17 protein-coding genes and 1 tRNA gene are annotated in these 22,233 nt (G+C 66.6%); 1 reads left to right on the top strand and 17 read right to left on the bottom strand.

Annotated features, from left to right (window positions below):
* From AC3A84_RS11220 to AC3A84_RS11185, 8 genes are all read right to left on the bottom strand, one after another.
* Positions 1-296: hypothetical protein (locus tag AC3A84_RS11220; protein WP_487969692.1), on the bottom strand; the 296-nt coding region annotated here is incomplete at its 3' end.
* Between the two features lie 185 nt (positions 297-481).
* Positions 482-1,657 (bottom strand): ribonucleotide-diphosphate reductase subunit beta, encoded by a 1,176-nt coding sequence (locus AC3A84_RS11215; RefSeq protein ID WP_343592510.1) that lies wholly within the window; start codon positions 1,655-1,657, stop codon positions 482-484.
* 136 nt (positions 1,658-1,793) lie between these two features.
* Positions 1,794-4,730 (bottom strand): ribonucleoside-diphosphate reductase subunit alpha, encoded by a 2,937-nt coding sequence (locus AC3A84_RS11210; protein WP_487969691.1) that lies wholly within the window; start codon positions 4,728-4,730, stop codon positions 1,794-1,796.
* 311 nt (positions 4,731-5,041) lie between these two features.
* Entirely contained in the window at positions 5,042-5,653 is a 612-nt protein-coding gene (gene ampD, locus AC3A84_RS11205; RefSeq protein WP_487969690.1) for a 1,6-anhydro-N-acetylmuramyl-L-alanine amidase AmpD, read from the bottom strand.
* Positions 5,643-7,133, bottom strand: a complete 1,491-nt coding sequence (locus AC3A84_RS11200; RefSeq protein ID WP_487969689.1) for a sigma-54-dependent transcriptional regulator — start codon at positions 7,131-7,133, stop codon at positions 5,643-5,645. Before AC3A84_RS11200 ends, ampD begins: the two co-directional genes overlap by 11 nt.
* Before the next feature lie 15 nt (positions 7,134-7,148).
* Positions 7,149-8,861 carry a two-component system sensor histidine kinase NtrB gene (locus tag AC3A84_RS11195; RefSeq protein ID WP_487969688.1) on the bottom strand — a complete coding sequence of 571 codons (1,713 nt, stop codon included), beginning with the start codon at positions 8,859-8,861 and terminating at the stop codon, positions 7,149-7,151.
* Positions 8,862-8,884: 23 nt separating this feature from the next.
* Positions 8,885-9,118: a PP0621 family protein gene (locus AC3A84_RS11190; RefSeq protein WP_487969687.1), complete on the bottom strand. Its 234-nt coding sequence runs from the start codon at positions 9,116-9,118 to the stop codon at positions 8,885-8,887.
* Entirely contained in the window at positions 9,115-9,912 is a 798-nt protein-coding gene (locus AC3A84_RS11185) for a cytochrome C assembly family protein (protein WP_487969686.1), read from the bottom strand. Before AC3A84_RS11185 ends, AC3A84_RS11190 begins: the two co-directional genes overlap by 4 nt.
* 88 nt (positions 9,913-10,000) lie before the next feature.
* On the opposite strand from AC3A84_RS11185, the gene ffh reads away from it, so the two are divergent.
* On the top strand, positions 10,001-11,380 hold the full coding sequence (gene ffh, locus AC3A84_RS11180; RefSeq protein ID WP_487969685.1) for a signal recognition particle protein: 1,380 nt from the start codon (positions 10,001-10,003) through the stop codon (positions 11,378-11,380).
* Positions 11,381-11,490: 110 nt separating this feature from the next.
* On the opposite strand, the gene mdoH is transcribed toward ffh, so the two are convergent.
* The 9 genes from mdoH to AC3A84_RS11135 form a co-directional block, all read right to left on the bottom strand.
* Positions 11,491-13,539, bottom strand: coding sequence for a glucans biosynthesis glucosyltransferase MdoH (gene mdoH / locus AC3A84_RS11175; protein WP_487969684.1), 2,049 nt, complete (start codon positions 13,537-13,539; stop codon positions 11,491-11,493).
* 292 nt (positions 13,540-13,831) lie between these two features.
* Entirely contained in the window at positions 13,832-15,241 is a 1,410-nt protein-coding gene (locus AC3A84_RS11170; RefSeq protein WP_487969683.1) for a sigma 54-interacting transcriptional regulator, read from the bottom strand.
* 21 nt (positions 15,242-15,262) lie between these two features.
* The gene (locus AC3A84_RS11165) at positions 15,263-15,694 is read right to left on the bottom strand and encodes a hypothetical protein (protein WP_487969682.1); all 432 of its coding nucleotides are present in this window, start codon (positions 15,692-15,694) and stop codon (positions 15,263-15,265) included.
* Between the two features lie 280 nt (positions 15,695-15,974).
* Entirely contained in the window at positions 15,975-17,423 is a 1,449-nt protein-coding gene (locus tag AC3A84_RS11160; protein ID WP_487969681.1) for a sensor histidine kinase, read from the bottom strand.
* Positions 17,424-17,439: 16 nt separating this feature from the next.
* Positions 17,440-18,783, bottom strand: coding sequence for a tRNA (N6-isopentenyl adenosine(37)-C2)-methylthiotransferase MiaB (gene miaB / locus AC3A84_RS11155; protein WP_487969680.1), 1,344 nt, complete (start codon positions 18,781-18,783; stop codon positions 17,440-17,442).
* Positions 18,784-18,886: 103 nt separating this feature from the next.
* On the bottom strand, positions 18,887-19,351 hold the full coding sequence (locus tag AC3A84_RS11150; protein ID WP_487969679.1) for a hypothetical protein: 465 nt from the start codon (positions 19,349-19,351) through the stop codon (positions 18,887-18,889).
* 120 nt (positions 19,352-19,471) lie between these two features.
* Positions 19,472-19,548, bottom strand: a tRNA-Met gene (locus AC3A84_RS11145).
* Positions 19,549-19,572: 24 nt separating this feature from the next.
* Positions 19,573-20,352 (bottom strand): enoyl-CoA hydratase, encoded by a 780-nt coding sequence (locus AC3A84_RS11140; RefSeq protein WP_487969678.1) that lies wholly within the window; start codon positions 20,350-20,352, stop codon positions 19,573-19,575.
* A 64-nt stretch (positions 20,353-20,416) separates the two neighbouring features.
* Positions 20,417-22,201, bottom strand: coding sequence for a M61 family metallopeptidase (locus AC3A84_RS11135; RefSeq protein ID WP_487969677.1), 1,785 nt, complete (start codon positions 22,199-22,201; stop codon positions 20,417-20,419).
* Positions 22,202-22,233 lie beyond the last annotated feature (32 nt).

Here is a 22,233-nt window from a genome sequence, read left to right as displayed (position 1 = left end):
GCTGCGGCCTTGGGAGCAGCAGCGGCCTTCTTGGTCGTTGCAGCAGCCTTCGGGGCAGCAGCGACAGCCTTCTTGGTGGTGGCTGCGGCCTTGGGAGCAGCAGCGGCCTTCTTGGTCGTTGCAGCAGCCTTCGGGGCAGCAGCGACAGCCTTCTTGGTGGTGGCTGCGGCCTTGGGAGCGGCAGCGGCCTTCTTGGCGGTGGTTGCCGTGGTCTTCTTCTCGGCCGTCACCTTCTTGGTGGTGGACGCCTTGGTGGTAGCGGCCTTCTGGGTGGCCGGTTTTTTCGCAGTTGCCATCATTTTCTCCTTGGGTCAATTGACGAAGAGCACCTCATGCCTGCATTGGGCACTCGGCGATCCATGCGCTCGGGCCTGAGTCCCATGCGCACGAACGCGGGAACGCCCCAGGCGCCGCGCTCCTGCGGGGAGCACTGACGTGGGGCGTGGAAGAAGTTGCATGGCCTGGAATACCGGGATGGTGATCAGTCCCAGGACAGCGCGCCGCCGGACTGGTACTCGATGACGCGCGTTTCGAAGAAGTTGCGTTCCTTCTTCAGGTCGATCATCTCGCTCATCCAGGGGAATGGGTTCTCTTCGTTCGGGAACAGCGCTTCCAGGCCGATCTGCGTGGCGCGGCGGTTGGCGATGTAGCGCAGGTAGCCCTTGAACATCGATGCGTTCATACCCAGCACGCCGCGGGGCATGGTGTCTTCTGCGTACTGGTATTCCAGTTCGACGGCCTTCATGAACAGGGCCTTGATCTCGTCCTTGAACTCCGCCGTCCAGAGATGCGGGTTTTCGAGCTTCAGCTGGTTGATCAGGTCGATGCCGAAATTGCAGTGCATCGATTCGTCGCGCAGGATGTACTGGTACTGCTCGGCCGCGCCGGTCATCTTGTTCTGGCGGCCCAGCGCGAGGATCTGCGTGAAGCCGACGTAGAAGAACAGGCCTTCCATCAGGCAGGCGAAGACGATCAGCGACTTCAGCAGGGTCTGGTCGGTCTCGGGTGTGCCGGTCTTGAACTCGGGGTCCATGATCGCCTCGATGAAGGGGATCAGGAACTGGTCCTTCTGGCGGATGGACTCGACCTCGTTGTAGGCGTTGAAGATCTCGCTCTCATCCAGGCCCAGCGATTCGACGATGTACTGGTAGGCGTGGGTGTGGATCGCTTCCTCGAAGGCCTGGCGCAGCAGGAACTGGCGGCATTCGGGGGCGGTGATGTGGCGGTACGTGCCCAGCACGATGTTGTTGGCGGCCAGCGAGTCGGCTGTCACGAAGAAGCCGAGGTTGCGCTTGACGATGCGGCGCTCGTCTTCGGTCAGACCGTTCGGATCTTTCCACAGCGCGATGTCGCGGGTCATGTTGACCTCTTGCGGCATCCAGTGGTTGGCGCAAGTGGCCAGGTACTTTTCCCAGGCCCACTTGTACTTGAACGGAACCAGCTGGTTCACGTCGGTTTGGCCATTGATGATGCGCTTGTCCGATGCCTTGACTCGGCGGTGCTCGGCGGCTGCGGAGGCTTCGGCCGACAGGCTCGGCTGCGTTGCGGCAGCACCCTGGAAGGCTGCCGGCGAAGGCGCTGCGGGGCGGTAGCCGGGCAGGCCACCGTCCGTTGGTTTTTGCGATGAGGGCTTGACTTCTTCGTCCCAGGACAGCATAGATTTTCCAGTGCTCTGATTATGGAAGCAGCGCTGCAAAATGAAAAGCGCTGCACGGGGTGCTGCCGTGATTTGTTGCTCTACGACACACGCGTTGCAGCACCGGTTTTTCCGGCGCCGCAACGCGTGATGGCGATCACTGGCAGGCTTCGCAGGTGGGGTCGTCGATGGCGCAGAACTTGACGTCGGTGGCCGGCAGCGCAGAGGCCTGGGCCTGCGCTGCGGCGGCCGCGGCTTCGAGCGCGCTCGGGGCTGCTGCAGCCGGGGCCGAGCCTTCGCTGCCGGAGGCCACCGAGTTCAGCTGGCGCGTGTTCACCGTGCTCATCTCGACGTGCGTCGCGCTCTGCGTGCGCAGGTAGTACGTGGTCTTGAGGCCGCGCACCCAGGCGAGCTTGTAGGTTTCGTCGAGCTTCTTGCCCGAGGCGCCGGCCATGTAGATGTTCAGGCTCTGGGCCTGATCGATCCACTTCTGGCGGCGCGATGCGGCTTCCACCAGCCAGGTGGGCGCCACTTCGAAGGCGGTGGAGTAGAGCGCCTTCACTTCCTGCGGCACGCGGTCGATGGAGTGCAGCGAGCCCTTGAAGTGCTTGAGGTCCATGACCATCACGTCGTCCCACAGGCCCAGACGCTTGAGGTCGCGCACCAGGTAGCCGTTGATGACAGTGAACTCGCCCGACAGGTTGGACTTGACGGACAGGTTGCCGAACGAGGGCTCGATGGAGGCATCGACGCCGACGATGTTGGAGATCGTGGCGGTGGGAGCGATGGCCACGCAGTTGGAGTTGCGCATGCCGTCCTGGGCGATCTTTTTCCGCAGGGCGTCCCAGTCGAGCGTGGACGAGCGGTCCACTTCCACGTAGCCGCCGCGGGCTTCTTCCAGCAGCTTCAGGCTGTCGATCGGCAGGATGCCGCGATCCCACAGCGAGCCGGTGTAGCTTTCGTAGCGGCCACGTTCCTTGGCCAGCTCGGTGGATGCCCAATAAGCGTAGTAGCAGATGGCTTCCATCGAGCGGTCGGCAAATTCGACGGCGGCTTCGGAGGCATAGGGCACCCGCAGCTCATACAGGCTGTCCTGGAAGGCCATCAGGCCCAAGCCCACCGGACGGTGGCGCATGTTGGACGTGCGGGCTTTCTCGACGGCGTAGTAGTTGATGTCGATCACGTTGTCGAGCATGCGCATGGCCGTGGAGATGGTCTTGCGCAGCTTGGCGTGGTCGAGTTCCTTGCCGTTCGCGCCGTCCTTCAGATGGCGCATCAGGTTGACCGAGCCGAGGTTGCAGACGGCGGTTTCGGTGTCGCTGGTGTTGAGCGTGATCTCGGTGCAGAGGTTGGACGAATGCACCACGCCGGCGTGCTGCTGGGGCGAGCGCACGTTGCAGGCGTCCTTGAAGGTGATCCAGGGATGGCCGGTCTCGAACAGCATCGTGAGGATCTTGCGCCACAGGTCGGTCGCCTGGATGGTGCGCGAGGGCTTGATCTCGCCTCGCGCTGCCTTCTCTTCGTAGGCGACATAGGCCTTCTCGAAGGCAGAGCCGAACAGGTCGTGCAGGTCGGGCACGGAGGAGGGCGAGAACAGCGTCCAGGTGCCCTTTTCCATCACGCGCCGCATGAACAGGTCGGGGATCCAGTTGGCCGTGTTCATGTCGTGCGTGCGGCGGCGGTCGTCGCCGGTGTTCTTGCGCAGCTCCAGAAACTCTTCGATGTCCAGATGCCAGGTTTCCAGGTAGGTGCAGACCGCTCCCTTGCGCTTGCCGCCCTGGTTCACGGCCACGGCCGTGTCGTTCACGACCTTGAGGAACGGCACGACGCCCTGCGATTCGCCGTTCGTGCCCTTGATGTGCGAGCCCAGTGCGCGCACGCGCGTCCAGTCGTTGCCCAGGCCGCCAGCGAACTTGGAGAGCAGGGCGTTTTCCTTGATGGATTCGTAGATGCCGTCGAGGTCGTCGGGCACCGTGGTCAGGTAGCAGGACGAGAGCTGTGAACGCAGCGTGCCGCTGTTGAAGAGTGTGGGCGTGCTCGACATGAAGTCGAACGAGGACAGCACTTCATAGAACTCGATGGCGCGAGCTTCGCGGTCGGCTTCGTTGAGCGACAGGCCCATGGCTACGCGCATGAAGAACGCCTGCGGCAGTTCGATGCGCGTCTTGCGCACGTGCAGGAAGTAGCGGTCGTACAGGGTCTGCAGGCCGAGGTAGTCGAACTGCTGGTCGCGCTGCGCGTTCAGCGCCTTGCCCAGGCGGTCCAGATCGAACTCGAGCAGGCGCGGGTCCAGCAGCTCGTTGTCCACACCCTTCTGGATGAATTCGGGGAAGTAGGAGGCATAGGCCGCACTCATTTCAGCGGGCACCACGTCGCGGCCCAGCACTTCGCGCACGATGGTGTGCAGCAGCAGGCGGGCGGTGGCGTAGGTGTAGTCGGGGTCCTTCTCGATCAGCGTACGGGCTGCGAGGATGGAAGCCTTGTAGACCTCGTCCATGGGCACGCCGTCGTACAAGTTGCGCATGGTTTCCGACACGATGGGCGCGGCGTGGATGTCGGCGCCAAGGCCCGAGCAGGCCGATTCGATCAGCTGGTGCAGGCGCAGGATGTCCAGGTCCACGCGTTGGCCGTTGTCGATCACGCGCAGCGCCGGCATGGCGGGGGCCAGCTTCTCTTGCTGGTGAACGCGCTCTTGCGCACGGCGCTCGCGGTAGAGCACATAGGCGCGGGCGACTTCGTGGTGGCCGCCGCGCATCAGGCCGAGCTCGACCTGGTCTTGCACGTCTTCGATGTGGAAGGTGCCGCCCTGGGGCCGCGAGCGGATCAGGCCGCGCACCACCGCCTGGGTCAGAGCGTCCACCGTTTCGCGCACGCTGGCCGAAGCAGCGCCTTGCGTGCCGTGTACGGCCAGGAAGGCCTTCATCAGGGCCACGGCGATCTTCTGCGGCTCGAACGGCACGACGGCGCCGTTGCGGCGGATGGTCTGGTAGTGGGACAGCGTGTTCAGGCTCGGCATGCCGCTGGAGGCGTCGGCTTCGGACGAGGCTTGCGTCCGGTTGACGTCAAGGGATGGGGTATTGAGCGCAGCTTGCATCGGGTCCTCTCAGGAGCTGTACGGGGAAGGGGCGACGCGGGCGTGGATTGCCGCATCGCACAAGAAAAAGGCAGGGGCAGCGGGTGCCGTGCCACACTATATCTGGGGTCTTGGGAGGGCGCAAGACACTACCTATGGTGTCTCGTGCCTGTAACGCGCCGTTCGCCGGAACCGGGAAACATGCCTGTTCCGGGGCCGCAAAGGCGGGGCGAACCGGCTGCGGGGGCGCTATTCTCGCAGCACTTCGGCGCTTTCTGGGCGAATAAGGTTTTTTTGTCGCGTCCGGCGTGAGCAGAAGCGCGCAGGCCCACTCAGGCGGGCGGGAATCTGTCCTTTGGCCAGCCCAGTTGCAAAGCTAAAAGTCTCCAGTCGAACCCGGGTCCCGGGTCCCCTTTGCGCCCTGGAGCGATGTGTTCGTGCCCGGCGACATGCGCGATGGGGAAGCGGTCGGCCAGGGCAGCGCACAGTTGCGTCAGGCGGTCGTATTGCGCAGCTTCGAACTGCAGGCCTTCCAGCCCCTCCAGCTCGATGCCGATGGAGTCGTCGTTGCAGTGGGTGCGGCCACGGTAGGCCGAGGGGCCGGCATGCCAGGCGCGTTGCGTGCAGTCCACGAATTGCCAGAGCGTGCCGTTGCGCTGGATCAGGAAATGGGCCGACACCTCCAGGCCCCGGATGCCCTGGTAATAAGGGTGTGCATCCCAGTCCAGGGTGTTGGTGAACAGCTGGTGAATGGCACGGCCGCCGTATTCGCCGGGTGGCAGGCTGATGGAGTGCACGACGATGAGGTCCAGCACGGCGCCTGCGGGCCGGGGGCCGAAATTGGGCGAGGGCTCGCGCCGGGCGGGCTGGTACCAGCCACCATCCCACAAGGCTGGAACGTTGCGGTGCTGGACGATGGAAGGGGGGCGGGTCTCAGGCGGCATCGTCAGCGCTTTCTCCGGTCGAGGGCATGGCAATGTTCAGCCGCTCGATGCGGTAGCGGATCTGCCGCAGGCTGATGCCCAGCCTGGCCGCGGTCGCTGTGCGATTGAAGCCCGTCTCTCGCAGCGCGCGGACCAGGATGTCTCTTTCTTGCTGATCCAACCAGCCCTGCAGGTCGGAGGGCAGAGCGGGGGCTGTGGCGGTGCCTGCCCAGGCCGTGGGTGCGGTGTCGGCATCCGGCGACACATTAGGGGGCATGGGGTTGTCCGCAGTGCCGGGCGATAAAGGGTTCTCCACTTGCAGTTCATCGCCTTCGCTCAGGGCTACGGCGCGATGCAGCAGGTTCTCCAGCTCGCGCACGTTGCCGCTCAACGGCGCGCGGGCGATGCGCTCCAGCGCGGAGTCGGTCAGCCGGGGCACGGATGTGCCGGATTCATGGGCAATGCGTTTGAGCAGGGCTGTGCACAGGGCGGGCAGGTCTTCGCGGCGCTCGCGCAGCGGCGGGATGAGGAATTCGATCACGTTCAGGCGGTAGTAGAGGTCCTGCCGGAAATGCCCGGCCTGCACGTCGGCCGCCAGATCGCGGTGGGTGGCACTGAGGATGCGCACGTCCACTGTTTCCTCCTGTGTGGACCCCAGGGGGCGCACCGATCGCTCCTGGATGGCGCGAAGCAGCTTGGATTGCATCGCCAGCGGCAAGTCTCCGATCTCGTCCAGAAAGAGAGTGCCTCCGCGCGCGGCCTGAAAGTAGCCGTTGCGGTCCTGCGTGGCACCGGTGTAGGAGCCCTTGCGGGCGCCAAAGAACTCGGCTTCGAGCAGGTTTTCCGGGATGGCGCTGCAGTTCACCGCGACCCACGGGCCGTTGCTGCGCTGGCTGCTGGCATGCAGGGCGCGCGCGACCAGTTCCTTGCCGGTGCCGGATTCGCCGCGGATCAGCACTGGCGCCATGCTGCGGGCGACTTTCGCGATGCGCTGCTTGACGCTGCGCATGGCGGCAGATTCGCCGACCAGCTGCTGCAGTGCTGCAGCCTCGGTGGGCCCATCGCCCGATCCGGCGCACGTGCCTCGAGGTGCGGGTGCCCCGCAGCGGCCGAACTGCGGGGCGGCCGGCGCGGCGTCCTGCACTGCGGAGGCCACCACAGAACGGAACTGGCGCAGGTCCACCGGCTTGGTGAGGTAGTCGAAGGCGCCGCAGCGCAGAGCCTCGACGGCGTTCTCGGCGGAGCCGTAGGCCGTCATGACAACGCAGCGTTCGCGGCGGTTCTGGCTGCGCAGATCCTGCAGAAGTTCCAGGCCGAAGCCGTCCGGCAGCCGCATGTCGGTGATCACGACGTCGAAGCGCCGGTCGTTAAGCTGCGCGCGCGCCTCCGCCACCGTGGAAGCGGTCTCCACCCGGTAGCCCTCGCGCAGCAGGGTGAGTTCATACAGCGTTCGCAGGTCGGGCTCGTCGTCGATGACGAGGATGGAGGCAGCAGCAGTCATGGGGCGCACGGGGGGTCAGACCATGATTGTGTCAAATAGGGTGGAGGCGCCGGCGGGCGGCTGCACGGCCCTGCGGAACGTGACCACGAAGGCATTGCCACCCACCTGTCCCCGTTCTCGTACTTCACGTGTCACGCGCTGGTAACTGATGGAAGCGCCATGACGCTGGCATAGCTCGCGGCAGATGTAGAGGCCCAGGCCGCTGGAGCGGCTCTCGGACGAGAAGAAGGGTTCGAACAGGTGCCGCTCCACTGATTTGTCCAGTGGGGCGCCGTCGCTCCAGACCTGTAGGCTCGCAGGGCCTGGTTCGGTGGCATGGGTGCTGAGCTGCAGCGAGTCGGGCTGCGTGCCCATGTAGCGAACGGCGTTGTCCAGCAGGTTGACCAGTACCCTGCGAAGGTGTTCCGCATCGAATTCGACCTGCGCGCCCTGGGCATCCAGGCGAATCTGCGGCGTTTTGCGGCCGGGGGTCTGGGACCGCCAGTCGGCCGATATCTGCGCTACAGCATCGTCCAGCACCAGCAGAGCGGCGGGGGCGTGGCTGATCTGGTGCTGCACACGCGCAATATCCAGCACCTCTTCCGCGATGCGCGCAAGCCGATCGGCGTTCTGCTGCACCATGCGCGCCAGCCGTAGCTGGGCGGGGTCGGTCAGATCCTCCTCCAGCAGTGCATTGGCCTGCACGATCGCCGCCAGCGGGTTGCGGATCTCATGCGCCACGGCAGCCGACATGCGACCCATGGAGGCAAGCTTTTCTGTACGCAGGCGCGCCTGCATTTCCCGCAGGTCGTGCAGGAACATCACGCAGAGCGGCTCGCTGCCGTAGCCGTTGCCTGGCGCGTCTGCGCGCTGCGGGCCGGAGGTGAGCCACGTGCGCACCCGCAGTCCGACCGGGCGTGCTCCGTCCTGGAGGATGTCCAGGTCGGCGGACTGGGGCTGCTCCTGCTGAAACGTTCGCTGTGCCATCTGGGCCAGGGCTGCCCAGTCGGCCGAGCCCGACAGCAGAAAGGGGGCCGCCGCCGCAGACTGCCGGCCTAGCAGCTGCGCGGCCGCCGGATTGGCCATCCGCACCACGTCGCTCCGGTCGAGGACCAGCACGCCGTCGGCCAGGTTCTGGATGATGCGGGCGCTGACGGCTTCCTGTGCCCGTGCCTCCATCTGGCTCAGTTGGGCGGCTTGCTGCACGCTCGTGAGGCGGGTGGCGAGCTGGTGCACCAGATAGGCCGCGATGAAGTAGCCCGTGCCCGTGAGCGCTGCCTGCAGGTAGCGCTGGGTGAGGTCGGCTCCCGCCCGGTCTCCAACCCACCACACCCAGGTCAGGGAGAGCAGGGTGGCGCAGGCCGTCGTGCCCAGCGCCAGGGTGAGCGTCCCCAGGATGCTGGCCATGAGAATGGGCAGACCGAAGAGCGGTGCGAAGTTCATCGGCCCCACATGCAGGGCCTGCAGCGCCGCGACCATCATCAGGTCCACGCCGATGGAGGGCAGCCAGTGCGCGCCCGCGTGTGCCGGTGGCGGTGCCTGCCGGGCCCCAATGCGCAGTGCGATCGTCGCGCAGAGGTAGGCGAGGCAGAGCAGCAGCGGCCCGGGCTCATGCCGCTGGTTCAGCATCATGCCCAGGCCCTGCAGGAACAGGATAGACAGCGCAACCATGATGCGGCCGGTGAGGAAACCGTGCCAGAGGCGAAGGAAGGGTCCTTCCGTCGGGCGTGGGTGCAATGGCGTCGGCATGTGGCGGACCGCGCTGCGGGGCTTCAGGCTGGGCCGCGTTGCGCGTGGGATGCAGAGCAGTAGCTGTTCCCGTCGCGCTGCACTGCTTCGGACTGCGGTATGTGCATCCCGCAGTGCGAGCAGGGCACCATCTGCACCAGAGGCAGAGCAGTGGGCGTCGGCTTGTGCGGCGTCGGCGGGGCTGCCGTCCTGCGCTGGTGAGTGCGCCAGACGCCCCAGGCCACCATCAGGATCACGCTCAGCAGCAGGTATTTCATGCGGCCCGCCCCAGGATCACTTCAACCACGAAGCGCGAACCCGCATAGGCCAGCAGCAGCAGCGCAGCACCTGCATACAGCACGCGCACCGCGCTGCGCCCGCGCCAGCCGAAGCGCGCGCGGCCCAGGAGCAGCACGGCGAAGGTCAGCCACGACAGCAGCGAGAAGACGGTCTTGTGGTCCCAGATCCAGGCGCGGCCGTAGAGGACTTCGCCGAACAGCCAGCCTGCAACCAGCGTGGCTGATAGCAGCACGAAGCCGGCTTTCACGAATCGGAAGGTGAGCCGCTCCAGCGCCAGCAGGGGGATGCCGCTGTGCGGGTCGGCCGCCAGCCGGATATGGCGCTCTGCCCGGGTCATCAACCACGCGTGCACGACCGACGCGGCGAAGAGACCATACGAAGCGATGCCGAGTGCAAGATGCAGGGGCAGCCAGGGCGATGCCGTCACGTGCAAGGGCTGCCCGGGGAACACCATGCCTAGGATGACGGTGGCCGCACCCAGACTGGCGAGAGTCCAGCGGGCCTGCATCTGCGGAAAGAGCTGCCTTTCGACCACATAGGCGGTAAGCACCAGCCAGGCCGTCATCGACAGAGCGGGGCCGAAGCCGAAGTGCGGCGCCTGGCCCACGAAGCCCCAGGCCAGCACTGCGCCGTGCAGCGCCCATGCCAGCAGGAGCGTCCAGCGTCCGCGGTCGGCACCGAGCCGCTTGCCCGCGGCGGCCGGCACTGCATAGGCCGCTGCTGCAGCCAGAGCCAGCAGCCAACCGGGGAGAGACGTGCTGGGTAAAATCATGGGTTCGCAGTTTAGCCTTTCGCTCGCCTCCGGCAGGCAAGGCGGCCGACCGCACAAGCCGGTGGGCGCACATTTCCCAAAGACTTCTATGGCCTCCGCTCTTACCGAAAAACTCACGCGACTCGTCAAGGAGATGCGGGGTCAGGCCCGCATCACCGAATCCAACGTCCAGGACATGCTGCGCGAGGTGCGCATGGCCCTGCTTGAAGCCGACGTGGCGCTGCCCGTAGTGCGCGACTTTATCGCCCGCGTGAAGGAAAAGGCGCTGGGCCAGGAGGTGCTGGGCTCGCTCAAGCCGGGCCAGACCCTCGTGTCCATCGTCAACCGTGAGCTGGCGGCCACCATGGGCGAGGGCGTCGCTGACATCAACCTGGCCGCCCAGCCGCCGGCCGTCATCCTGATGGCGGGTCTGCAGGGCGCTGGCAAGACCACCACCACGGCCAAGCTCGCCAAGCACCTGATCGAAAAGCGCAAGAAAAAGGTGCTCACCGTCTCTGGCGACGTGTACCGCCCGGCCGCCATCGAGCAGCTCAAGACCGTGACCCGCCAGGCGGGTGCCGAGTGGTTCCCCAGCACGCCCGACCAGAAGCCGCTCGACATCGCCCATGCGGCGCTGGACTATGCCAGGAAGCACTTCTTCGACGTGCTGCTGGTCGACACGGCCGGCCGCCTGGCGATCGACGAAGTGCTGATGCGCGAGATCCAGGACCTGCACGCTGCGCTCAAGCCCGTGGAAACGCTGTTCGTGGTCGATGCCATGCAGGGTCAGGACGCGGTCAACACCGCCAAGGCCTTCAAGGAGGCGCTGCCGCTCACGGGCATCGTGCTGACCAAGCTCGACGGCGATTCGCGCGGCGGTGCGGCGCTATCGGTGCGTCAGGTGACCGGTGCCCCCATCAAGTTCGCGGGTGTGTCCGAGAAGATCGACGGTCTTGAAGTGTTCGATGCCGAACGCCATGCCGGCCGCATCCTGGGCATGGGCGACATCGTTGCCTTGGTCGAGCAGGTCAGCGCCGGCGTGGACATGGAGGCCGCGCAGAAGCTGGCCGCCAAGGTCAAGAGCGGTGACGGGTTCGACTTGAACGACTTTCTTTCTCAGCTGCAGCAGATGAAGCAGATGGGCGGCCTCTCCAGCCTCATGGACAAGCTGCCCGCCCAGCTCACGGCCAAGGCCGGCCAGGTCGATATGGACAAGGCCGAGAAGGACATCCGCCGCAAGGAAGGCATCATCCAGAGCATGACCCCGCTGGAGCGCCGCAAGCCCGAACTCATCAAGGCCACGCGCAAGAAGCGCATCGCCATGGGCGCCGGTGTTCACGTGCAGGAAGTGAACCGCTTGCTCAACGAGTTCGAGCAGATGCAGGGCATGATGAAGAAGATGAAGGGCGGCGGCCTGATGAAGATGATGAAGAAGATGGGCGGGCTCAAGGGCGGCCTGCCCGGCATGGGCGGCATGCCGCGCTTCTGACGGCCATTCACCCGCGCAGGGCGGCCCGCATCGGTTGCGCGCCGCCCATGAAAAAACGCCCCGCGATGCGGGGCGTTTTCGTTGGTGGGTGCTTCCCAGGACTCTGGCGCTCAGGCGGCGTTGAGGACCGGACGGGCCAGCCGTGTGGCATGCAGCCAGGCGCGACGCAGGACCGGAGGCGACCACGATTCCTCGGGGATCAGCAGCAGGCGCTGGGCCCGGGCCGCTTCGCCCATGCGGATGTGGCTGGTCAGCACCGTGAGCGGGATCGAGAGCGCCAGCGGCAGGCCCACGGGCAGCAGCCAGATCAGCGCGCTGCCATCGACCCATGCCACGGCGGCTGCGAGGGCGGCGACCACCAGGCTCATGGGTGCCAGCTTGCGTGCGGCTTCGGTCCAGGGCACGGCAGCGGCTTCGCGGGGAGGCGACTTCCAGTCCAGCTTCAGGCCCGTCAGCGCCACGACCACGAACAGCGAGTGGGCCAGCATGCGGATGGGGGCTTGCAGGATGGCCAGCGTGCTTTCCAACGCGGCGCTCTTGAAGAGGCTCAGCGTGCCGCCGTATTGCTGTTGCTCGCCGCGCATCAGGATCGCGGTCACGCCCAGCACGCGGGGCAGGAACAGCATGCACAGCGTCCAGGCCCACAGGCCCATCAGCTCGCCGGGCAGGATGTTCCAGTCGGCGACCATGCGGGCACCGGACAGCCAGAGCGCCGTGCCCAGGGTGATGAAGGCCAGCCACAGCGGGGCGGACAGGTAGGCCATCGCGCCGGTCACGAACATCGTGCGGTGGACGGTGTGGATGCCGGGCTCGGCCATCAGGCGTGCGTTCTGCAGGTTGCCCTGGCACCAGCGGCGGTCGCGTTGCAGCTCGGCCAGCAGGTCGGGCGGCTGTTGCTCGTAGCTGCCGACCAGGTCGGCCACCAGCCAGACGTGGTAGCCGGCGCGGCGCATCAGCGCGGCTTCGACGAAGTCGTGCGACATGATGCCGCCGGCCAGGCCGCCCGTGCCCTTGATGGGGGCCAGGGCGCAGTGCTTCATGAAGGGCTCGACGCGGATGATGGCGTTATGGCCCCAGTAGTGCGATTCGCCCAGCTGCCAGTACTGCATGCCCAGCGTGAACAGCCGGCCCGCCACGCGCGAGGCGAACTGCTGGGCGCGAGCGTGCAGGGTGACGTGGCCGATGGCCTGCGTGGCGGTCTGGATGATGCCGGCCTGCGGGTTGGCTTCCATCAGCTTGGCCATGGAGACGATGCAGTCGCCGCTCATCACGCTGTCGGCGTCGAGCACGACCATGTACTTGTAGTCCTTGCCCCAGCGGCGGCAGAAGTCGGCCACGTTGCCGGCCTTGCGGTGTGTGCGGCGGGTGCGCAGGCGGTAATAGACCTCGACCTGCGGCTGCTTGGGGCTGGTGGCCAGTGCCGCGCGCAGCTCTTCCCAGGCGGCGCGCTCGGCGGCGGCGATGGCGGGGTCGTAGCTGTCGGACAGCACGAACACGTCGAAGGTCTTGCCATGGCCCGTGGCGGCGACCGACTCACAGGTGGCACGCAGGCCTGCGAAGACGGTGGCGACGTCTTCGTTGCAGATCGGCATGATGATCGCGGTGCGCGCGTCTTCGGCCAGCGTGTGGCTGTCCACGCTGCGTGCCGACAGCGAATGGCGGTCGCCCTTGAGCATGACCCAGAAGCCCATCAGGCCGGTCAGGAAGCCCGTGACCACCCAGGCGGACAACAGAGCGAACAGGGTGAGTTGCCCGTATTCAAGCCAGGCGCTTTCATATTCAGGCTGCACGCCGGCGAACAGCGTGGTGGCCAGGGCGCTGCTGATGAGGGCCAGCACCAGGAACACCGCACGGCGCTGGCTGGCTGCGGCCTGCCAGGGCTGCTGGGGTTCTTCAGTGCCGCGCGATTGGGTGCGCCCGGTCAGACGCATCAGCGCCGCGGTGCCGATGCTGTTCCAGAAACCGCGCCATGGGCGGGCGGGCATGGAGCCGCGATGCACCGGAGGGGCCGTCAGCGAATTGGGATGGCGTTCTTCCCGCAGCGTGCTGCGCCGGGTTTCGACGGGTGCCGCATAGGAGACGCCCACGGGGGCGACGCTGGCCGGAGCATGCGGAGCGACGTCCAGCATTCCAGTCTTGGAAGAGGTGTGTGTTTCCATGGGGTGCTCGAGGCTTGGGGACTGTTCGTTGATGGACACGCCAACGCCACCACTCGCCACCCGCGAGGAGTGTTGTTGTGCATGCGAAGGGGAGTTGTGCGCTGAGTTCATGCGAGACATAGGGCAAACCCCGTGCCAGGCCTGAAAAGCGATTCAAAATCAACGACTTAAGACGGTTTATGGCTGTAGGCGTATGTGCGCTGTGCGAAAACACCCTGGAAAACCCTGGTTCTGTCGCAAAACAGCGACCTTATTGGCCGCTGCTAGGGGTTTTTCTTTTCAAATCAATGGCTTACTCGTGTCGCTCATTGGCGACATCGTCCGCTGCGCCCTCATCGGCCTTGAACTGCCCTGGGGTCAGCGCGTGCTTTTGCAGCAGCCTGTAGAACTCCGTGCGGTTGCGCTGGGCCAGTCGGGCGGCATCTGCCACGTTGCCGTCCGTCATCTTCAGCAGGTCCACCAGATACTCGCGCTCGAAGCGCTGCCGCGCTTCGCTCAGGCTGAGCACCTGCACGGCCGGCGTGCGCAGCGCGCGCTGCACCAGGCCCAGAGGCACCAGCGGTGTGGTGGACAGGGCGCAGACTTGTTCCACCACGTTGTAGAGCTGGCGCACGTTCCCGGGCCAGGAGGCCGACGTCAGGGCCTTGAGTGCCTCGGGCGAAAAGCCCGACAGACGCTTGCCGTACTTGCGGGCGAGCAGATCGAGGAAGTGGTTGGCCAGCAGGGGGATGTCTTCGCGCCGTTCCCCGAGGGTGGGCAGGGACAGCGTCACCACATTCAGCCGATAGTAGAGGTCCTCGCGGAACTGGCTGGCAGCCATGGCCGCTTCCAGGTCGCGGTGGGTGGCGGAGATGATGCGCACGTTCACCGGCAGCGACTGGCTGGAGCCCACCGGGCGGACGGCGCGCTCCTGCAGCACGCGCAGGAGCTTGACCTGCAGCGCGGGTGGCATGTCGCCGATTTCGTCCAGCAGCAGGGTCCCGCCGTCGGCAGCCTGGAAGAGCCCCTTGTGGTTGCTCACGGCATCGGTGAACGCGCCCTTCATGTGGCCAAAGAGTTCGGATTCGAGCAGTGCCTCGGGAATGGCGCCGCAATTCACCGCCACGAAAGGCCGTGCTGCCCGGGGGCTGGCTCTGTGAATGGCGCGGGCCAGCATTTCCTTGCCCGAGCCGCTGTCGCCCAGAAGCAGCACGCTGGCGTCCGATTGCGCAACCATGTGGGCTTCGGCCAGGACTTCGGCCATGCGGTTGGAGCGGCTGACGATCTCCGCGCGCCAGGTCTCGTTGGCGTGGCTCTGCGTGGTGGTCGGCGCGCTCAGTGCCAGCGCCTGATGGATCTTCTCGATCAGCTCCTTGCCGTCGTAGGGTTTGGTGAGATAGGTGAAGACGCCGCGGGCCGTGGCTTCCACCGCATCGGGAATGGTGCCATGCGCGGTGAGCAGGATCACGGGCAGCGACGGGTGGCGCGCACGCACCTCGTCGAACAGCGCGAGCCCGTCGCGCCCCGGCAGTTGCACGTCGCTCAGGACCAACTGCGGGCGCTGTACTTCAAGCTGTGCGAGGGCGGCTTCGGCCGAGCCGACGGCCGACACCTCGAAGCCCGCGGCCTGCAGGCGCAGGGACAGCAGGCGTAGCATGTCTGCGTCGTCATCCACCACCAGGATGCGGGGTTTGACCGGGGCGGTGGCTTTGTTGACGGCCATGGCGATGTCTTTCGTCGTCGTTCAGGGCGCAGGATGCGCCCGGCTACCGGAACTGGCCGGGCCGCCCGGTCGCGCATTCAGGCTGCGCTCGATGGCGCGCATGGCTTCCAGCCGCTCGTTGAGCTGCTCGTTGCGGCGCTGGGCGTCGCGCAGCTGTTGGGCTTGCCGGTCGAGTTGGTCTTCGAGCCGGCGCATGTGCAGGAAACGGGTCTCCAGCATGCGGGCGAACGACTGCAGCGTGGAGGAATTGCCGGGCTGGGCCAGCGCGCGCTGTGCAAGCCCCAGCGCTCGGGCCGTGTCCACCGGTTGCCGGGTCTGGCCAAGCGCCAGGGCCAGTTCGAGCTGGCGTTGTACGGACTCATCCTGGAGCGGCGTCAGGTGGGCGATTTCGGCGGACAACTCGCTCGAGTTGAGCCAGACCACCCGGTCGGAGTAGGCAAGCAGCTGCGTCACGGGGCCTGCGCGGCGCGGCTCTGCGGGCGTGATGGCGGGCTGCGTGCTGGCTGCATCCCCTGGCAGGGGCTCTGCCGCAGCCGGCTGCGGTGGGGGCGCGGCGACCGGCCCGGCTGCTGGTGTCGGCGTTTCGGGGGGGGCCCCAGTCGCTGGCGGTTCGGCGGGATTTGCGCAGCCGCCCAGCAGCAGGGCGGCGGCCGTCAGCGCGGCTGAGAGGGAAAGCTGCAGCGACGGGGTCGTTCGGGCTGGGGCGTAACCGCAGGTGCGGGTGATGGCAAGGCTAAGAGGCATGGGGCAATTCAATGCGGAAGGGGGTGCGGGGGCCGTCTTCCACCAGCTCCACCCGCCCGCCATGGGCGGTGATGTATTCGTGGACGATCGACAGGCCGATGCCGGTGCCGCGAGCGGCGTCCTGCGGCTGGCGTACGCCCCGGTAGAAGGGCTCGAAGATGCGCGAGCGGTCATTCTCGTCCACGCCTGGACCCTGATCGACGAAGTCCACCCGGATGGCGCCCGGCAGTTGTGACAAAACGATGCGGATGGTGCCGCCTTGGGGTGAGAAACGGATGGCGTTGGAGAGCAGATTGCCCACGGCCGACGCGATCTTGTCGGCATCCAGCGGCAGGATCACAGGCCGGCCTTCCACGGCCACGTCGAGCTTGCGCGCCTGCCACTGCAGCCGCTGCGCCTCTACCTGGGCTTCCAGCAGCGCCAGCAGGTCGGTCGGCGTGCGGCGCAGCTGCCGGGCCTCGAAGGCCGCAGCATTGAAGCGCAGCAGCGCCTCGATCTCGCCCTGCAGCACCATCGTGTTCTGGTGCAGGATGGACACCACCTCGCTCTGGCCGGGGGTGAGTTCGCCCGTGATGCCGTCCTGCAGCAGGGCCACCCCCTCGCGCATGGAGGCCAGCGGCGTCTTGAGCTCGTGGGAGACGTGGCGCAGAAAGCGTGCCTTGTCGGCATCCAGCTCCAGCAGGCGCACGCGCAGCCATTCGAGCTGCTGGCCCACGCGGCGGATGTCCACCGGGCCGGCGATATCCACCGGCCGAGCCAGTTCGTTCTCGCCGAGTCGGCGAATGGCGTTTTCCAGTCGCTTGAAGGGCCGCGCCAGCCAGATGCCGAGCGCCAGCGCCAGCACCAGCGCCAGCACGATGACGCCCACCACCTGGTGGGTCACCTCGCGCCGGCTGGCTTCGATCTTTTCCTGCAGCGCGTCGCTGCGGCGGGTGTTGAGGTCCTGCACCTGCTGCGAAATGATGGCGTTGAGTGCATCGATTTCCAGGAAAGTCGCTGCGGCCACCCGCTCGTTCTCCAGCGACTGCGCAGCGGGCGCATCGAGCAGCCGGGACACCTCTTCCAGATGCGCCAGCCATTTTGCTGCCAGCTCCGGAGGCAGGCCGTTGAGCTCCAGGCGCTGCATGGTGTCTCGGGCATCGTGGGCACCCTCCTCGAAACGACGGCGCAGCTGCGCATCGGCCAGCACGAGGGATTGCCGGGCTGAGCGCTCCAGCGTCTGGCTGCGGGCATTCAGCGCCTGTGCTGCCGCGCTGAGCTGGATCGCTTCGGAAGCGCCCTGGCGGCTCTGCACCATCAGCTGCTCCAGCGTGAAGATGGCGCGCAGCGAGCTGGCACCCAGCAGGCCACCGATCAGCAGAAAGGCCAGCAGCAGCAGCTGCTGGAACGACAGGCCGCTCAGCGAGGCGACCTTGCTATGCCGTGCGGACACGCTCATCGCGGTGCGGCGCCGCTCAGGCCGGCAGGGCGGAGTCGGCCGTCACGACTTCGCCGCGCAGCGTGTAGGCCTTGGCTTCGGTGATGGTGACGTCCACCATCTGTCCGATGAGCCGCGGCTGGCCCGCGAAGTTGACCACGCGGTTGCATTCGGTGCGGCCCATGAGTTCGTTGCCGTCGCGCTTGGAGGCTCCTTCCACCAGGATGCGCTGCACCGTACCCACGCGGCTTTCGCTGATCGACTTGATGTTGGCGTTGATCACGGCCTGCAGTTCCTGCAGGCGGCGCAGCTTGACCTCGTGCGGCGTGTCGTCGTGCAGGCTGGCGGCGGGCGTGCCGGGGCGCGGGCTGAAGATGAAGCTGAAGCTGTTGTCGAAGTGGATGTCGTCGATGAGCCTCATCATCTTGCCGAAGTCTTCCTCGGTCTCGCCCGGGAAGCCCACGATGAAATCGCTGCTCATCGCCAGGTCGGGCCGGATGGCGCGCAGCTTGCGGATGGTGCTCTTGTATTCCATGGCCGTGTAGCCGCGCTTCATCGCCATCAGGATGCGGTCGGAGCCGTGCTGCACGGGCAGGTGCAGGTGGCTGACCAGCTTGGGGATGCGCGCATAGGCGTCGATCAGGCGCGGCGTGAATTCGTTGGGGTGGCTGGTGGTGTAGCGGATGCGCTCGATGCCGGGAATGTCGGCCACGTATTCCAGCAGCAGGGCGAAGTCCGCCACCTCGGCCGTGCCGCCCATCTTGCCCAGGTAGGCGTTCACGTTCTGGCCCAGCAGCGTGACTTCCTTCACGCCCTGGTCGGCGAGGCCGGCCACTTCCACCAGCACGTCGTCGAAGGGGCGGCTGACTTCTTCGCCCCGGGTGTAGGGCACCACGCAGTAGCTGCAGTATTTGCTGCAACCTTCCATGATCGAGACAAAGGCGCTTGCGCCCTCGACGCGCGCGGGCGGCAGGTGGTCGAACTTCTCGATCTCGGGAAAGCTGATGTCCACCTGCTGGCGCGCCAGGGCCTCGCGCTGCGCCAGCAACTCGGGCAGGCGGTGCAGGGTTTGCGGGCCGAAGACCACATCAACGTAGGGCGCGCGCTTGATGATCTCGTCGCCCTCCTGGCTGGCCACGCAGCCGCCCACTCCGATTTTCACGCCGCGCGCCTTCAGATGCTTGATGCGGCCCAGGTCGCTGAACACCTTCTCCTGTGCCTTCTCGCGCACGGAGCAGGTGTTGAAGAGGATCAGGTCGGCTTCCTCCACGTTCTGCGTGGGCTCGTAGCCCTGGGCGGCGTGGAGCACGTCCACCATCTTGTCCGAGTCGTACTCGTTCATCTGGCAGCCGAAAGTTTTGACGAAGACTTTTTTGGACATCTGTAAATCCGATGGGATGCGCCGCGCCGAGAGATGCGCTGGCGATGGGGAAGGGAGCGGCAAGAAGGGTGCGGAAGCCGGTGGGGGCCTGCCTCCGCGCGCTTCAGCGCAATGCGGGGGCGTTGCGGTCCGGCTCGGGGCCGAAGCGAAAATTGCGTTCGACCGTGTCCGCGTTGCCCCTGAGCGGCGTGGCGGCTTCGCCCTCGCTCAGGATCCAGGCCGTCAGCAGCATGCCAGTGCTGGCCTCGATCAGGTAGTTGACCCGCATGCGCTGGCCGATCACCGTGTGCAGAAAGATGAGGCTGTTCTGCGGGCTGAAGAGGCGCATGCCCGGCGCCATGCGGAGGGGCTTGCCGTCCAGCTCCGCCTCGGCCGTGCTGGTGACCATCAGCGTGCCGCGCTGGGTGGCATCGGGAAAGTTGCGCGCAACGCCCGAGGCGGGCGGAATGTAGGGCTGCAGCGGCTGCGCGGCGGCAGCCAGGGGCGCAGCAGCGCAGCAGCAAGCCAGGCCGGCCAGCAGGAACAGGCGGGCGCGGCGCGCGGAGCGGATCGGCAGACAGCGGTTCATGGTGTACATCCAGGGGCTGAAGGCGTGATTCTAGGAAGGCGGCAGGCCCATGCGGCGGCGTGAGGCAAAGGCGCCGCCCAAAGAAAAAACCCACAGTGCAGGCACTGTGGGTTTCTTGTTTGGTGGTGGTAGGTGGACTTGAACCACCGACATCAGCATTATGAATGCTGCGCTCTAACCAACTGAGCTATACCACCGAAGCCTCAAATTATAGGGCAATTTTAGCGGTGTGTGAAGTTCGCCGCGCGTTTGTTGATGAAGGCGTCCATGCCTTCCTTCTGATCCTGGGTGGCGAACAGGGCGTGGAACAGCCGGCGCTCGAACATCACGCCGTCGGAGAGCGACCCTTCGAAGGCCCGGTTGACCGATTCCTTGGCCGCCATGACCGCGATCTGCGAGAAGCCGGCGATGACCAGGGCAGCGCCCAGGGCTTCGCTTTCCAGCTTGTCGTAGGGAACCACGCGGCTGACGAGGCCCGCGCGTTCGGCTTCGGCGGCGTCCATCATGCGGCCGGTAAGAGCCATGTCCATGGCCTTGGACTTGCCCACGGCGCGCGGCAGGCGCTGCGTGCCGCCAGCGCCCGGGATGACGCCCAGCTTGATCTCGGGCTGGCCGAACTTGGCGTTGTCGGCGGCGATGATGAAGTCGCACATCATCGCCAGCTCGCAGCCGCCGCCCAGCGCGAAGCCGCTCACGGCAGCGATCACGGGCTTACGCACCGCGCGGATGCGTTCCCAGTTGCGGGTGATGTAGTCGCCCTTGTACACGTCGGTGAAGCTGTAGCTCGCCATCGCGCCGATGTCCGCGCCAGCGGCAAAGGCCTTTTCGCTGCCCGTGATGATGATGCACCCGATGCGCTCGTCCGCATCGAAGGCGGCGAGCGCATCGCCCAGCTCGTTCATCAGCTGGTCGTTCAGTGCATTGAGCTGCTTGGGCCGGTTCAGCGTGATGATGCCGACCTTGTCCGCCTCGGTGCGGACTGCGATGACTTCGTAGGCCAAGGGGTGTCTCCGTCTGTCGTGTGGTGGTCCGCAGACTATACCGAAGGCCCCTTCCGGCCGGCAGTCACTGGGGCGCCAGCCAGCGGGCGGCGGCGGCGGTGTCGGTGACGGCCAGGCGCACCGTATCGGCCGCCCGCCCCGGCTGTGGCTGCAGGTCCAGCGTCAGGCGCAGTAGGCGCCGGTCGCGCGCCACGAGGGCTGTGACCTGGGTGGCTGAGCCGGCGTAGAGCGGCAGGTCTTCGAGCTTCGTCAGGCGCCAAGCGCCTCCCTCGGGCGTTTCCACCCCCAGCCACTCGTCGCCCGCCATGAAGCCTGCCTTTTCGGCCAGCCCGCCGCGCAGCACGACCTTGGCCTGCAGGCCGCCCGATTCGCTCACCCGCAGGCCCAGGCGCTGCGCCCATTGCGGGGCGTCTTCGTGCAGCTGGACGCCGTGGGCGGCCAGCAGCTCGGCCAGCGGCAGGTCCTGCGTGCCATGCGCCCAGGCCGCGATTTCTGGGGACCAGTCCCGGCCCGAGAGCGACTTGAGCACCTGCAGCAGGTCGGTCTCCTTCATGGGGCCGCCGGCGCAGCGCTGCCAGAGGCCGCGCATGACCGCATCCAGTGTGGTGCGTCCTTCGCGCCGCAGCGCCAGGTCCAGGCACAGGGCCACCAGCGAGCCCTTGGTGTAGTAGCTGACCGTGGCGTTGGGCGTGTTCTCGTCCTGGCGGTAGTACTTGATCCAGGCGTCGAAGCTCGCTTCGGCCACCGACTGCACGTGCCGGCCGGGCGTCTGCAGCACCTGGTTGGTGGCCTTGGTCAGCAGGCGCAGGTAGGCGGCATCGTCCAGCAGGCCGCAGCGGCGCAGCAGCAGGTCGTCGTAGTAGCTGGTGAAGCCCTCGAAGAACCAGAGCAGTTCGGTGTAGTTCTCCTGGCCGTAGTCGTAGCGCGCGAACTCCGAAGGGCGCAGGCGCTTGACGTTCCAGGTGTGGAAATACTCGTGGCTGATGAGGCCCAGCAGCGTGGCGTAGCCCTCGGGCGTGCGGGCCTCGCCCTGGCGGGGCAGGTCGCGCCGGCCGCAGATGAGGGCGGTGGAGTTGCGGTGCTCCAGCCCGCCGTAGCCGTCGTCCACCACGTTCAGCATGAAGACGTAGCTGCTGTGCGGCGGCTTGGGCGAGGGGCCGTGCCAGAAGCGGATCAGCTCTTCGCAGATGCGGCGTGTGTCGGCCACCAGCCGGTCGCCGTCGAAGGAGGGGGCGGCACCAGCCACCACCAGCCGGTGCGGCACGCCGCAGGCGGTGAAGCGGGCGCTCCAGAACGCTCCCATCTCCACAGGGCAGTCCACCAGTTCGTCGTAGTCTGCGGCCCGGTAGGTGCCGAAGCCCTGGCGCGTGACCTTGGCGGGCGCAAGGCCCGTGGCGACCGACCAGCCGTTCAACGCCGGCGTGCGGACGATTTCCAGCGTGTGGGCTGAGGATTCCTGTCCGTGCACGCGCAAGCAGAGGCTCGTGCCGTTGAAGAAGCCGCGCGAGGCGTCCAGCCAAGCGGTGCGCACCGAGGTGTCATAGGCCACCACCTGATAGGTCAGCACCAGCGGCGAGCCCTTCTTGCACTGGGCCTGCCAGCGGTGCTTGTCCAGTTGCTTGAGAGCGGCCGGCTGTCCGTTCTGCGTGGCCTGGAGCGACTGCAGATTCTTGGAGAACTCGCGCACCAGATAGCTGCCGGGAATCCAGACCGGCAGAGACAGCTCCTGCCGCGCTGCGGGCGCCGCCACGGTGAGCGTCACCGCATACAGGTGGGCGTGCAGATCGGCGGCTTCGACGCGGTAGTGGACCGGGGCGGCGGGAGACTGGGAGCGGTGTGCTGCGGGCATGGACGGAATGGCGGAGGCGCCAGAAAATGAAA

The sequence above is a fragment of the Paracidovorax sp. genome (assembly GCF_057642795.1).
This window is presented reverse-complemented; position numbering and strand designations above follow the sequence as displayed.